Annotated in this window: 14 protein-coding genes; all 14 read right to left on the bottom strand. The window is 45.7% G+C overall.

Annotation, left to right across the window (positions count from 1 at the left end; translation table 11 throughout):
• Nucleotides 1-12 precede the first annotated feature (12 nt).
• The 14 genes from IGJ25_RS02795 to IGJ25_RS02730 all read right to left on the bottom strand — a co-directional run bounded on the left by IGJ25_RS02795 (nt 13) and on the right by IGJ25_RS02730 (nt 14,032).
• Nucleotides 13-894: a carbohydrate ABC transporter permease gene (locus IGJ25_RS02795; RefSeq protein WP_005227173.1), complete on the bottom strand. Its 882-nt coding sequence runs from the start codon at nt 892-894 to the stop codon at nt 13-15.
• 11 nt (nt 895-905) lie between these two features.
• Nucleotides 906-1,817: an ABC transporter permease gene (locus tag IGJ25_RS02790; protein WP_005232388.1), complete on the bottom strand. Its 912-nt coding sequence runs from the start codon at nt 1,815-1,817 to the stop codon at nt 906-908.
• Between the two features lie 353 nt (nt 1,818-2,170).
• Entirely contained in the window at nt 2,171-3,172 is a 1,002-nt protein-coding gene (gene ruvB, locus IGJ25_RS02785) for a Holliday junction branch migration DNA helicase RuvB (protein WP_010748648.1), read from the bottom strand.
• A 14-nt stretch (nt 3,173-3,186) separates the two neighbouring features.
• The gene (ruvA, locus tag IGJ25_RS02780; protein WP_005232405.1) at nt 3,187-3,777 is read right to left on the bottom strand and encodes a Holliday junction branch migration protein RuvA; all 591 of its coding nucleotides are present in this window, start codon (nt 3,775-3,777) and stop codon (nt 3,187-3,189) included.
• 181 nt (nt 3,778-3,958) lie between these two features.
• Nucleotides 3,959-4,390, bottom strand: coding sequence for a peptide-methionine (R)-S-oxide reductase MsrB (gene msrB / locus IGJ25_RS02775; protein WP_008376288.1), 432 nt, complete (start codon nt 4,388-4,390; stop codon nt 3,959-3,961).
• A gap of 88 nt (nt 4,391-4,478) precedes the next feature.
• Entirely contained in the window at nt 4,479-4,877 is a 399-nt protein-coding gene (locus IGJ25_RS02770) for a GFA family protein (protein WP_010748647.1), read from the bottom strand.
• A gap of 2 nt (nt 4,878-4,879) precedes the next feature.
• Entirely contained in the window at nt 4,880-5,440 is a 561-nt protein-coding gene (locus tag IGJ25_RS02765; RefSeq protein ID WP_081116165.1) for a Maf family protein, read from the bottom strand.
• A complete protein-coding gene (gene mutL, locus IGJ25_RS02760) occupies nt 5,437-7,545 on the bottom strand; it encodes a DNA mismatch repair endonuclease MutL (protein ID WP_010748645.1) in 2,109 nt (702 codons plus the stop codon). The genes IGJ25_RS02765 and mutL overlap by 4 nt, the downstream gene beginning before the upstream one ends.
• A gap of 15 nt (nt 7,546-7,560) precedes the next feature.
• Nucleotides 7,561-10,113, bottom strand: a complete 2,553-nt coding sequence (mutS, locus tag IGJ25_RS02755; RefSeq protein WP_225000917.1) for a DNA mismatch repair protein MutS — start codon at nt 10,111-10,113, stop codon at nt 7,561-7,563.
• Nucleotides 10,097-10,486, bottom strand: a complete 390-nt coding sequence (locus tag IGJ25_RS02750) for a YlbF family regulator (protein WP_010748643.1) — start codon at nt 10,484-10,486, stop codon at nt 10,097-10,099. Before IGJ25_RS02750 ends, mutS begins: the two co-directional genes overlap by 17 nt.
• Nucleotides 10,487-10,493: 7 nt before the next feature.
• The gene (locus tag IGJ25_RS02745) at nt 10,494-11,291 is read right to left on the bottom strand and encodes a TIGR00282 family metallophosphoesterase (RefSeq protein ID WP_010748642.1); all 798 of its coding nucleotides are present in this window, start codon (nt 11,289-11,291) and stop codon (nt 10,494-10,496) included.
• A gap of 150 nt (nt 11,292-11,441) precedes the next feature.
• Nucleotides 11,442-12,677 carry a peptidase T gene (gene pepT, locus IGJ25_RS02740; protein ID WP_005227162.1) on the bottom strand — a complete coding sequence of 412 codons (1,236 nt, stop codon included), beginning with the start codon at nt 12,675-12,677 and terminating at the stop codon, nt 11,442-11,444.
• A 37-nt stretch (nt 12,678-12,714) separates the two neighbouring features.
• Nucleotides 12,715-13,137 (bottom strand): methylglyoxal synthase, encoded by a 423-nt coding sequence (locus tag IGJ25_RS02735; RefSeq protein ID WP_008376307.1) that lies wholly within the window; start codon nt 13,135-13,137, stop codon nt 12,715-12,717.
• Between the two features lie 118 nt (nt 13,138-13,255).
• On the bottom strand, nt 13,256-14,032 hold the full coding sequence (locus tag IGJ25_RS02730) for a Cof-type HAD-IIB family hydrolase (protein WP_005227160.1): 777 nt from the start codon (nt 14,030-14,032) through the stop codon (nt 13,256-13,258).
• Nucleotides 14,033-14,088 lie beyond the last annotated feature (56 nt).

Raw genomic sequence — 14,088 nt, 5'->3', positions numbered from 1 at the left:
CTATCCCTCTTTCTATTCTTTTACTGCACCGGCCATCATACCGCCGATAAAGTGTTTTTGAAGCAATGGATATATAATTAAAATTGGCACTGTCGTGATGACGATCGTAGCCAACTGAACCCCACGGGTCGTTGCTTGGACGATAAAGTCGGTACTACCGCTTTCAGTCATCGTACTCAAGTTGGATTGGACGATGATTTCATAAATCTTCATTTGCAGCGGATAGAGATACTCTTTTGTGATATACAGTTTTGTCGTCATAAAATCGTTCCATTGGCCAACCCCGTTGAACAAGATGATGGTTGCCAAGGCCGGTTTCGTTAATGGTAAGAAGATTTTATAGAAGATTTGGAATTCACTTGCACCGTCGATCTTCGCAGATTCTTCGAGTGAAGGCGGAATCTCACGGAAAAAGTTCATTAAAATTACGACATCATAGTAGCTGAACAAGGCTGGAATAATGTAGACCCAGAAAGAATCCAGTAATCCTAGCGAGCGAATCAGCAAGTATGTTGGAATCATCCCACCACTGAAGTACATGGTGATGACCCCCATCGTTGTATAGATGTTGCGGCCGACCAAGCGTGATTTACTCAATCCGTAAGCCACGATCGCACAAAACAAGGTATGGGTCGCAGCCCCAAGAACCGTTTTTAACACTGAGATCAAGAAGGCACGGGGGATACTTGCGTCGGAAAAAACTTTCCGATAGTTTTCCCAGGTAAAGCCTTTGGGCCATAACACGAGGCCGTTGCCCGCTAATCCAGAACTAGAAGACACGGAGGAAACCAAGATATTCCAAATCGGTACGATGATCATCAATGAGAATAAAATCAAGATCACGGTATTGAAGAAGTAAAACCACGTGTTTTCTTTTGCTTTTCTTTTGATCATGTTTTTTCCTCCTATAAGATAACTGAATTGCCGTTGTTCAACTTGCGGGTCACTCGATCCGTGATCACCAATAAGATGACGGAAATGACCGCGATCCCCAAGCCGACAGCAGTTGCATAAGAGAAATCACCTTGCGTCAACCCCATTTTATAAACGAAGGAGTTGATGACTTCTGAACGGTTTTGGTTCTGTGAATTCATTAAAACTAATGTTTGATCTAGGTTTGACCCTAAGATACCGCTCACATTCAGAATCAAGTTTAAGGAGATGATCGGTGTCAGTAATGGCAATGTGATCGAACGAATCTGTCTTAGCTTGCTGGCACCATCGATTCGTGCGGCTTCATAAAACGTTGGATCGATCCGCGACATACCTGCCAAGTAAAGGATCGTTCCCCAGCCGACTTCTTTCCATAGATCAGAAAGGACCGCGATCCACCAATATTTGCTTGGATCCAACAGATGATTGACCCCTTTGTCCATCAATCCTACGGACATCAGCACTTGGTTGATAAAGCCGTTCGTTGACAGCCAAGAAATCATCATCCCACCTAGCACGATCCATGAGAAAAAATGGGGAATGTATGAAACCGTTTGAATAAATTTCTTCAAGCGGCCATCTTGCATTTCAAAAATCATAATGGCTAACACAATCGGGATCGCAAAACCTAAACCTAATTTCAATAAGCTGATGGCTAACGTATTTCTAACCGCTTCCCAGAAAAAACTGTCATTCATAATGATACGGAAATTCTCTAACCCGACCCATGGTGCTGATGAAATCGTGTCAATCACCGTATAGTTTTTGAAAGCGATTATAATTCCGTAGATCGGAATATAATTAAATACGATCATAAATGCCACGCCGGGAAAAACCATCCAGTGAAGCTGCCGTTGACTATAAAACTTTTGCAGTTTACTCATACACAAAATCTCCTTCTTTCTATCCTCGCAACACTACCTATATCTCCACATTTTGGTGAAACGTTTCTACAAAAAGATTATATCCGCTGCCAATCGAAAATGCAAGCCTTTCCAATTATTTTTTTCAGCTTTTCTTTTTTCACAAATTTTGTTGGGTTCCTCACAAATAAAAAAGCTTTCATATCAGCTTTTTTCAGAAGAAATCCTTTTTCAAAATATTTCCTTCTAATCAAATTTCACAAACGCTGTATTTTTTCAACATCGATTGATTCTCAGAAATCATTAAAAAATAAAAAGAAACGTTTCACCAAAAGTACAAAAAAGCAGCAATTATCGTTGATTGCTGCTTCGTTCTATTCACTTCTTTGCGGATAGCCAAAATGGTCATAGGCTAACGGCGTTGCGATCCGCCCACGCGAGGTGCGTTTCAAAAATCCTTTTTGGATCAAAAACGGTTCGTACATATCTTCCACTGTTTCGGTTTCTTCCCCGATATTGACAGCGATCGTACTTAATCCCACCGGGCCGCCTTGATACAATTCGATCATCGTGCGGATCAATTTCTGATCGATATAATCCAAGCCAGCATGATCGACTGCCAAAAGCGCCAATGCCTGATCAGCAACGGCGCGATCGATCAAGCCATCCGCTTGCACTTGCGCATAATCGCGAACTCGTTTAAGCAACCGGTTGGCGATCCGTGGAGTGCCTCGGGATCGGCGGGCGATTTCGATCGCCCCTTCTTCCACGATATCCGTTTCAAAAATCGACGCAGTCCGCTGCACGATCTCTTTTAAATCATGGTCTTCATAATATTGCATATGAGAAATGATCCCGAAGCGATCCCGTAGCGGCGCCGAGAGCATCCCCGCCCGCGTCGTTGCGCCGACTAAGGTAAATGGCGGGAGTGGAAAATGAACCGGGTGAGCCGTTGTCCCTTGCCCCACCATGATATCTACATAAAAATCTTCCATTGCCGAATAAAGCATTTCTTCGGCGACACGAGGCAAGCGATGGATCTCATCGATAAACAGAACATCCCCTGGCTGTAGCTCATTCAAGATCGCAATCAAATCCCCTGGTTTTTCGATCGCAGGACCGCTGGTCGTCTTGATTTGGACCTGCATCTCGTTGGCGATCACCATTGCCATCGTTGTTTTCCCTAAGCCTGGCGGACCATATAAGAGGACATGATCCAACGCTTCTTCTCGATTTTTCGCCGCTTGGATATAAATCGAAAGCTCCTGCTTGACTTTGTCTTGTCCGATATATTGGGCAAGGGTTTGCGGACGCAAGGATTTTTCGATGATCTCTTCTTGTTCAGTGCTTTCTGGCGAAACAATTCGTTCATCCATCGTCTACTTGCTCCTTACTTTTTCATCATCAATCGGAGAGCTTCCCGCAAGTACTCATCCGTCGATTTTGTGGTATTCGCCGCTAATTGTTTTTCGGCTTTCTTGACTTCTTTTTCGCTATAACCCAATGCTTTCAAGGCTTCCATTGCTTCATCTAAAGCAGTCGTTGCTACGCTTAGAGGAACGATCGCTTCTTCTCCAACCAGTTCAGCCACTTTGCCTTTCAAGTCTAGGATCATTTGCTGCGCCGTCTTTTTACCGACACCTGGGAACTTAGTCAAATAATTGACGTCCCCATTTTCGACTGCCGTGATCAACCCTGTATGGTCTTCATTGGCCATGATTGCTAACGCACTCTTTGGTCCAATACCTGAGACACTGATCAATTTTAAAAACAACTGCTTGCCTTCGATCGTGGCAAAGCCGTAGAGACTATGAGCATCTTCACGAATCACTTGGTGCAGATAGATTTTTACTTCTTGGTTCAACTTGCCGCTAAATGAATACGGATTGCCAAAAGCGATCTGATAACCGATGCCATGGGTCTCAACGACGATATACGCCGGAAAGATATCCGTTACTTTTCCTATGATATATTCGTACATGTGCTTTCCTTTCTGTACATATGTTCCCTTTATTGTAGCACAGACGAGAGGGCAAAAAAAGGACTGTGAACGAAGGAAAAGGCTTAGCAGGAAACAAACGGAGGAAAAACCGTTGTTTCAGTCGCATTTTTTCAAACGAGACATGCTGCTGCGTCTTTTTTTCGCACACAGTTCCTAATACTTACTCAACGAGTGATTTGAATTCGCCATAGCCTTTTTCATCCATTTCTGCTAAAGGGATGAACTTCAATGCTGCCGAGTTGATACAATAGCGCAAACCGCCTTTGTCCTGAGGACCGTCTGAAAAAACATGTCCTAAATGAGAGTCAGCTTCTTTACTGCGGACTTCTACCCGATGCATGCCGTGAGAAAAATCGGCTTTTTCTTGAATATCTTGGCGACTGATCGGTTTCGAAAAGGACGGCCAGCCACAACCTGCGTCATATTTATCAGTAGAAGCAAACAATGGTTCTCCGTTGACGATATCAACATAGATCCCTTTTTCATAAAAATCATCATACTCGCCAGTAAAGGGGCGTTCGGTTGCATTTTCTTGGGTCACCGCATATTCGATTGGCGACAATTTTTCTTTTAATTCTTTTTTATCTGTCATTTTTTCACCTGCTTTTCCTCTAGACTCATCCTGTATGCTCTATCATGCCTTTTTTCTTAGCAAATGTAAAATGACTTGCTCAAATTGTTTAAGGGTTTTGTAGCTTTTGCCAACGAGTCGTTGGTTCCGCAAAATGGTAGAAATGCGGTTGATCTTTTGTATAGATTTCTTCGCTTAAGACAGCTTCTGGCATGTTGCCAAACAACCCAGCCGCAAAAAAATAGGTGTGTGCTTCTTTGAGGTAAAAGAACAGGCTCGAGCCGCATTGACTGCAAAATCCTCGCTGTGCCCACTCAGAAGAATCGTAACGTCGCAGCCACTTCGCTCCTTGAAGAGTCATCTGGTCCTCAGCGCATGGCGCAAGAGCAAACATCGGTCCGCCGTGAAATTTTTGACAGAGACTACAATGACAAACCGTGATTTCTTTCGCAACTCCCGTCAAGTTGATCGTGACTTTGCCGCAAAGACAACTACCAGAAACATCCATCCTTATTCCTCCTCCGTAAACTCTTGCAACAACTGATAGACCGTAGCGACAGGAAATCCTACGATCGTATAAAAATCGCCGTTTATCGATGAGACAAATATTTTGGCTGCCCCTTGGATCCCATAGGCGCCCGCTTTGTCTTGGTACTCATCTAAGGCAAGATACTTGTCGATCTCTTGATCCGTCAAAGGACGAAACACAACTTCCGTCGAAACCACTGCTTGGCGTTGCTGTTTGCCTTTTTGCAAAACGACGGCGGTATGCACCCAATGGGTACGTCCGCTCATTTTTCGCAACATCGACAGAGCATCTTTACGGTCGACTGGCTTTCCTAAGATTTCTTCACCCACCACGACCGTCGTGTCGCTCGCGATCACCAGATCTTCAGGATAGGTTTGCGCAATAGCCGCCGCTTTTTCTGCTGCCATCCGTTGGACATAAGGGATCGCAGCTTCGTTTGGTCGGACCGACTCGTCGATATCTGCTGGTATGACCGCAAATTCCGAGACTAACTCTGCTAGTAATTCTTTGCGCCGCGGCGACTGTGAAGCCAAAATAATCATTCCATGCCACTCCTTGCTCGATGAGGATCTTGAATCCGTTTGAACATCCGCTCCATGTCGCTGTTGGTGAAATGGATCAGCACCGGACGACCATGGGGACAGTTGAAGGGATTCTCGCATTTCGCTAAATCTTGCAACAAGATCCTAGCTTGTGCTTCATTCAAATAGTGATTGGCTTTGATGGATCGTTTGCAGCTCATCATGATCGCGGTTGCTTCACGAAACTTTTTGACACTGACACTTCCTGTCGTCAATAACATATCGATCATTTCGCGGATGATGGCTTCTTCTTCACCGCTAGGGTACCAAGTCGGGTGCGCTCGGACGATGAAACTATTGGTCCCAAAAGATTCCAGATGGATCCCGACTTCTGCCAGCTTGTCGCTTTGTTCTTGTAATTGCAGTGCATCGCTGTTGGGATAATCCAAAACGATCGGCACCAACAATTCTTGCAGGTCATTGGTCACTTCGCCGATTTTTTCGCGGTAATACTCGTATTTGATTCGTTCTTGCGCCGCATGCTGGTCGACGATATATAGCCCCGCCTCGCTTTGGGCAAATAAATAGGTCCCATGCATCTGCCCAAAATAATCCAATTGGGGAAAACGCTCCTTCGCTGGTTCTTCTTCCAGCAACCGTTCGACCGTTTTTAGGTAGTTGCGGTCATCCCCATGCATTTCAGGATGCAGAGTCGCTTGACTTTGCAGATCCTGCGCCGTAAGCTCTGGCGTCTCATCTGGGAGAAAGACTGGCGCTTCTGGCAGCGACGCTTTTGTTTCCGTCTGGCCTTCCACAAATGGTTTTCGGACAGGCTTATTTGGCAGCGTCTCTTCCAAACTGCGAAAGGTTTCCTCGGTTTCTTCCAACAGGTTGTCGCTAGATTCCTGTGGCATTTCTGGAAGTTTTCCACCTTCCTCCACAGGTTTTTCCACAGAGTTATCCACAGTCTGTTGATAAGTGTTGCCCTGCACCTCAAATTTCCCTGTTTCGCGATTATAAGACAACCCAGAAGTCGAATTTCCTGCTGACTCCAGTTCCAAGCCAAGCTGCTGGGCTTTTGGCTGATCGGCCACTTTTTTCTTGAAACGCAGATTGTCAGCGGCGTTAGGAATCAAATTGATTTCCCGCAGCGCCTCATTGATGGCTTTACTGATTAGCTTGGTCAGTTCTTCTTCTTTTGACAAACGAACTTCTTGCTTAGTCGGATGAACGTTGACATCGACTAATAAGGGGTCCATTTTGATTTCAAGGACAGCTAATGGAAAACGACCGACCATCAATTTTGATCCGTAACCAGCAACGATCGCTTTATTCAAAGCAAAATTGCGAATATAACGACCATTGATGATCGTGGATAAATAGTTGCGGCTGGCTCGGGTGACTTCTGGCAGTGACACAAAGCCAGTGACTTTAAAGTCGAGGTCCTCAGTATCGATCGCGATCATTTTTTTGGCGGTTTCCACCCCGTAGATCCCTGCGATGGTTTGTTTTAACTGCCCACTTCCAGTGGTGCTCAACATCTTATTGCCTTCATGAACGAGACGAAAAGCCACTTCTGGGTGGCTCAGGGCGATCCGATTGACGATATCGCCGATGTTCGCTAGTTCCGTTTGCAGCGTCTTGACATATTTCAAACGTGCCGGTGTATTGTAAAAGAGGTTTTCCACAGTGATCTTGGTTCCTTGCCGCAAGTTGGCAGGCAGATGCTCTTCAACAGCGCCGCCTTTTAAGCGCACAAAGGAGCCTTGTTGGGCGCCTTTGACTGCCGTTTCAATCGAGAGGATCGAAACCGAAGCGATACTAGGCAAAGCCTCCCCGCGAAACCCGAGGGTACGTATTCGAAACAAGTCATCCCGATTGTGGATTTTGCTGGTGGCGTGGCGTTTAAAGGCAGTCAAGACATCCTCTTCTGCAATTCCTTCGCCATTATCGATGACTTGGATTTTACGCAAGCCCGCTTCTTCAATAAAAATATCGATTTGGGTACTGCCGGCATCCACGGCGTTTTCAACTAATTCTTTGACGACAGAAGCCGGTCGCTCAACGACTTCTCCTGCCGCGATTTGGTTCGCCAGACGTTCGGATAACTCTTGGATCTTTCCCATCTGCTGACCTTCTTTCTAAATTCGTTTTTGCAGCTCGTACAATGTATTCAGAGCGTCCATCGGGGTCATTTCCAACAGATTCAATTTCTTCAACTGATCGATGACGCCGATTTCTTCCGTAGATACTTCACTAAACAACGACAACTGCTGACTTTCTTCGACGACGGGTTTTGGCTGTACCGTCGGTTCATGTTCTTCCAGCGCTTTTAAGATCGTGGCTGCGCGCTGTAAGAGTGCACTTGGCAGTCCAGCGATTTTGGCTACATGGATCCCATAGCTTTTATCTGCGGGCCCTTCCATCATCTTATGCAAGAAGACGACTTCGCCTTCTTTTTCAACGGCACCAACATGGACATTGCGCAAGTGCGCCAATTCCTCATCTAACACCGTCAGCTCATGATAATGGGTGGAGAAAAGTGTTTTGGCATGAACTTCTTTGTGGATATATTCAATGATAGCTTGTGCCAATGCCATGCCATCATAGGTCGCAGTCCCACGCCCTAACTCATCAAACAAAATCAAGCTGTTAGGCGTTGCATGACGCAGCGCTTGGTTGGCTTCCATCATCTCCACCATAAACGTGCTTTGACCGGCGATCAGGTCATCGCTGGCACCGATGCGAGTAAAGATCCGATCAAAAATCGGCATCTCTGCAGATTGTGCGGGTACGAAACAGCCGATCTGCGCCATAATGACTAGCAAGGCAAACTGCCGCATGTACGTACTTTTCCCAGACATATTTGGTCCTGTGATCAACAAGATCTCTGTTTCTTCATCCATCACGATACTATTCGGAATGTACTCTTGGTGACCAAGGACTTTTTCCACTACAGGATGACGGCCGTCGATGATCGATACCGCTCGTTTTTTCGCTACTGTCGGCCGCACGTATTGGTAGCGTTCCGAAACTGTGGCGAAACTTTGTAAGACATCGACCGCACTGACGGCTTTGGCTAACTTTTGCAGACGGGTGATACTCTTTTTCACTTCTTCACGGACGTCAAGAAACAGGCGGTATTCCAAATCCACCGATTTCTCTTCGGCTTCTAAAATCAAAGTCTCCAGTTTTTTCAACTCGGGGGAAATAAACCGTTCCGCATTGGCTAACGTTTGCTTGCGCTCGTAGCGAGAGGTATCTAAATTCACTAGATTGGCTTTCGTGATCTCAATGTAATAGCCAAAGACGCGGTTGAACCCAACTTTCAGGTTTTTGACTCCCGTCGCTTGGCGTTCGTTGGCTTCTAATTCCGCCAGCCATTGCTTGCCGTTACGCATCGCTGTACGGTATTCATCTAATTGTTGATGGAACCCGTCTTTGATGATGTTGCCTTCCGTGATCTGTAACGGGGCATCTTCATCGATCGCAGCTTCGATCAGTGCAACCAAATCATCTAAGGGCGTTAATTCCAGCAGCAAGTCATTCCACTCGCCACGGTTGATGCCTTGCAGCAATTGCGCGATCAGAGGCACTTGCTCCAAAGAAGATTTCAACTGCAGCAAATCGCGGCCATTGACATTTCCGAAGGCGACCCGTCCGACTAAGCGTTCCATGTCATAGACTTTCGTCAACGCTTCTTGCAGATCTGCTCGCTCAAAGAAACTGTCCAGTAACGATTGGACCATTTCTTGGCGGGCAGTGATTTTCTTTGGCTGGATCAAGGGACGGTCTAACCATTGCTTTAACAAACGGCCACCCATTGCGGTTTTTGTCTCGTCCAACAACCACAAAAGAGTCCCTTGTTTTTTGCCAGTTCGAATCGACTGCGTCAATTCTAAGTTGAATTTGGAATAATGATCCATTTTCAAGGCATGATCGGGCTGATATTCCACGGCTTGTTGAATATGCGCTAAACTGCGTTTTTGGGTGATCGCCAAATAACTTAGCAACTTCCCTATGACTACTTTTTCTAACTCTTGGGAGAGAGGTTCTGTTAAAAATTGAAATTCGGCATTTTCTTCCAACGTTTCTTGCTTAGAAAACACGACATTCAAGCGATTGGTCAGTGTTGTTTGCAATGACTCAGGGATCTCGCTGCACAAAACGACTTCTTTCGTTTGCAGAGCGGCGGCCTCATTGACGACAGCTTCTTCATCTTCCAATTGCGCTGCTTTTAATTCACCGGTACTTAGATCGACATAGGCAAAGCCAAAACGCTCCCCTTGCTGCAAAACAGCTGTCAAAAAGTTGTTTTCTTTGGCGGATAGGCCTTTGCTGTCCATCACCGTTCCCGGCGTGATCAGTTGAACGACTTCGCGTTTGACCATTCCTTTGGTGGTTTTTGGATCTTCCACTTGCTCACAAATCGCTACTTTGTAGCCTTGCTCGATCAAGGTGTCGATGTAATTGCTGGCAGCGTGGTAAGGCACCCCACACATAGGGATCGGTTCCTCCGCATTTTTGTTGCGGCTGGTTAACGTCAGTTCTAAAATTTGTGCTGCCTTGACAGCATCCTCATTAAATAATTCATAGAAATCCCCTAAACGATAGAATAAAAAAGCATCTTGGTACTGAGCCTTGATGCTTAAATACTGTTCCATCATCGGGGTATTTTTAGTTTTTTGAGGCATTGGTTTCATCCTCCTCGATGGCTTTATTCATTTTCTTTTGGATCTCCGTCGTGACATATTGCAGCAATTCATCTGCTTGCAGTAACGCTTGGCGATAAGCAACCACTAAAGGATGCTGCTCGTATTCGTTTGTCAATGACGCATAACGCTGCTCGGCAGCTTTTTTTGCTTCGGGTTTCTCATAATGCTCAAATTGAACGATTTCTTTTTGCGCTTGCTTCAACGCTTCTTCCAGCTCCAATAGCCCTTGGTTTTGCAAGGCTCGTGCTTGAATTTCTTGAAATTCTTGAACGATCGGATGATCAGACAAGAGCCTTTGCAAAGCAGCCAGCTCTTGGGCAACGTGTGGTTCCTTGGCTAATTGCTCTTCCATGCTTCTCCTATTCTGTAAACGGGCGATCTTCACTGATTTGGATCGGACGGATCGATTTTGCTTTACCAGTGGCTTCATCAATCTCAAGCAAGCAAGCCGACAAAATACTGCGGCCTTTTTCAATCACTTCAAACCGTTGCGGCAACGCCGTCAAAAATTTTTCAATGACTGGTTCGCGTTTCATCCCCAAGATCCCATCATAAGGACCAGTCATGCCGACATCTGACAAATAAGCCGTTCCTTGGGGCAAAATCCGCGCATCATTGGTCTGGACGTGGGTATGCGTGCCGACGACTGCCGAAACACGGCCATCCAAATACCAGCCCATCGCTTGTTTTTCGCTGGTGGTCTCCCCATGAAAATCCACAAAGATAAACGGTGTGCGTTTGCGGGCAATCGCAACCAGTTCATCCATTTTGCGAAACGGATCATCAAGGTCTACCATGAACGAGCGAGCTTGCATGTTGATTACCGCTAATTCAATGGTGTTGACTTTCACAAATACCATGCCGACGCCCGGTGTTCCCTCTGGAAAATTGGCTGGACGAATCATTTTCTTCGCATCGCCAATAAATTCAAAAATGTCACGGTTGTCCCATGTATGATTGCCTAGTGTCACGACATCGACACCATCTTGCAAAAATTTCTTATAGATTTTACCAGTGATCCCACGACCCGCCGCCGCATTCTCGCCGTTTGCGATCGTCACCTGTGGCCGATACGCCTTTTTTAATTTTGGAAGGTACTCCGTGATCGTTTCTCTTCCTAATGAACCAACTACATCTCCAATGAATAATACCCGCACACATTTTTCCTCTTCTCTTTTAGCTTCTTTTCTATTATAAGGGTTTTGGTCCAGAAAAAAAAGGTTCTTTCACTTGCGGTTCTTCCCTGCAGCAGAACAAAAAAACACGCTAGACTCTTTCGCATCAGTCTAGCGTGTCGCTTAATTCTCTTAGGAAACAGTGGTGTCCTCTTGTCCTACATGTTCTACGATCGCCACGATCAAATCACGGGCTTTTTCCATCGCTTCCACGGTAATAAATTCATACTGGCCATGGAAGTTTTCACCGCCGACAAATAAGTTCGGTGTTGGGATCCCTTTATAGGTGATTTTCGAGCCATCGGTCCCGCCACGAAACGGTGCTTCGATCGGCGTCACGCCAATCGCTTGCATCCCTGCTCGGGCAGCTTCGATACTGCGGGGATCTTTCTTGATCAAATCCCCCATATTGTAATATTGATCATACAGCGTATAGGTGATACGTTCTTGCCCATAGGCTGTGTTCAGTTCATCAATGATCCCCACGATGTTGGCTTTTCGCTGTTCAAAAAGCGTATGATCGTGATCACGAATGATATAAGAAACTTCTGCTCGACCAATATGTCCCGTCAAATTGTGCAGCAGGTAGAAGCCTTCATACCCGCGGGTGCGTTCAGGAACTTCCTCTGCTGGTAAGGCATCATCGATTTGATGCGCGATTTTCAAGGCGTTGACCAAACGACCATAGGCAGTCCCAGGATGCACACTCGTACCGTCGATCGTTATATCGATACGAGCCGCATTAAAGGTTTCATACTCCATATGGCCCACGCGACCACTGTCCATCGTGTAAGCAAATGCTACTGGAAAATCCGCCGCATCAAAGCGATCAGCGCCAGTCCCGATCTCTTCGTCCGGACCAAAAGCGACCCAGACATCGCCACGCTTATGCGCATCCATCGTTTGTAAGATCCGCAGCGCATCAATGATCTCTGCGATACCAGCTTTATCATCTGCACCCAGCAGGGTCGTTCCATCCGTTGTGATCAACGTTTCGCCGACATAGTCTTTGAGATTAGGAAATTCAGCAGTTGTCATATAAATGGCTTTTTCTTTATTTAAACAAACATCCTTGCCATCGTAATTTTCATGGATCTGCGGTTGAATATTTTCAGCTTCGAAATCTGCCGTATCTACATGGGCAATAAAGCCGATCGCCGTTTTTTCAGGATTACCAGGTAGACGTCCGATCACAAAACTATTCTTTTCATAGTAAGCAACATCCGCTAATCCCATCTCGATCAACTGATCTTTCAATAAAAGAGCCAACTCAACTTGTCCCTGCGTCGTTGGGATGGTCTGACTCGTGGCATCCGAGCGAGTATTCATTTTTGCATAGGTCAAAAAATCCTTTAAGATTGCTTTCAATTCTGCACGTCCTTTTTCTTCAATTCTTCTACTATCTTTATAACGACAGGGGACGATTGTCCGTTTCGTGGATCACTTGTCGAAAATCAGCAAAGCCAGCTGCTAAGCCGCGCAGCAAGATCTCTGCCGTTCCCATATTGGTGGCTAAAGGAATCTCGTACACGTCTGACAAGCGAATCAATGCCGTTACATCTGGTTCATGGGGTTGTGCGGCTAAAGGATCGCGCAAAAAGATCACCATGTCCAAGTCATCTTGCGAAATCATGGCGCCAATTTGCTGGTCTCCTCCCAGCGGCCCTGATTTGTAGCGGTGGACAGGCAACTGGGTTGCTTCTTCGATCCTCTTCCCCGTAGTTCCTGTTGCGAAAAGTTCATGCTGCGCTAAAATTTCTCGATAGGCAGTCACTAATTTTACCATTACATCCTTTTTTCGATCATGAGCAATCAATGCGATTTTCATTTGCTGCATTCCCCCTTTTTTCTATTGTACCAATTTATTTTCTTTGCGACCGAGAAAAAACAAAAAAACATAGCACAGATGCCGCAAATCGACTGTGCTATGTCTAAAGGATTCCTTTTTAAATCAGTTGTAATTCTTTCAAGGCTAACCAGATGCCATCTTCATCATTGCTAGCGGTCACCATATCTGCGACTTGTTGGATCTCAGGGACCGCATTGCCCATTGCCACACCGACACCTGCGGCAGTCAGCATTTCACGATCGTTTTGGCCATCACCAAAACAGATCACATCTTCTTGTGCTATCCCTAATTGTTCTGCGACACACAAGATCGTTGCTGCTTTGGAGCCTTCTTTTGGAACGACATCCACACTGTTTTCATGCCAACGTACAAAACGCAGTTTGCTGTATTTCTCGTCAAAAAAATGCTCATACTCTTTTCCGTAAAAAGCCAATGCTTGATAGACTTCTTTTTCTTCAGGAAAGTCCATGTCCAGCTCAGGAAGTTGGGCACCAAAGGAATGCATCGCTGCTTCCATTTTAGCAATATCCAACGAAGACGCTCGTTTCGCTGTATCCATCCCGACAAAGGCCGTATCGATCCCAAGCTCTTGGGCTTCTGCCACGAAAGCAGCCAATTGCGTTTCATCGAGCAAATTTTTATACACCTGCTGATGCGAAAGAAAGGCGGCTGCCCCATTACATAAAATGTAATTATCAAAGGACAATGAACGAATAATGTCTTGGGCGTGAAAACGACTGCGCCCAGTGGCAACGGTCACGAAATGGCCAGCATCTCGCAGAAGGTCAAGGGCTTTTAGCGTACTGTCTAGTGGCTGTTTGTTCGAGTCAAGCAAGGTTCCATCAATATCAAAGGCAAAGAATTTCCGATTCATAAAAGGTTAAGGCTCGCTTTCTATTAAGAAGTAACTAAGATTTTGGTCTTGGTTGC

It is taken from the genome of Enterococcus sp. DIV0240d (assembly GCF_051711245.1).
GTDB classification, from domain to species: Bacteria; Bacillota; Bacilli; order Lactobacillales; family Enterococcaceae; genus Enterococcus_D; species Enterococcus_D casseliflavus.
Note: the sequence above shows the minus strand (reverse complement) of the source record. Positions and strands in the feature narration are given on the sequence as shown.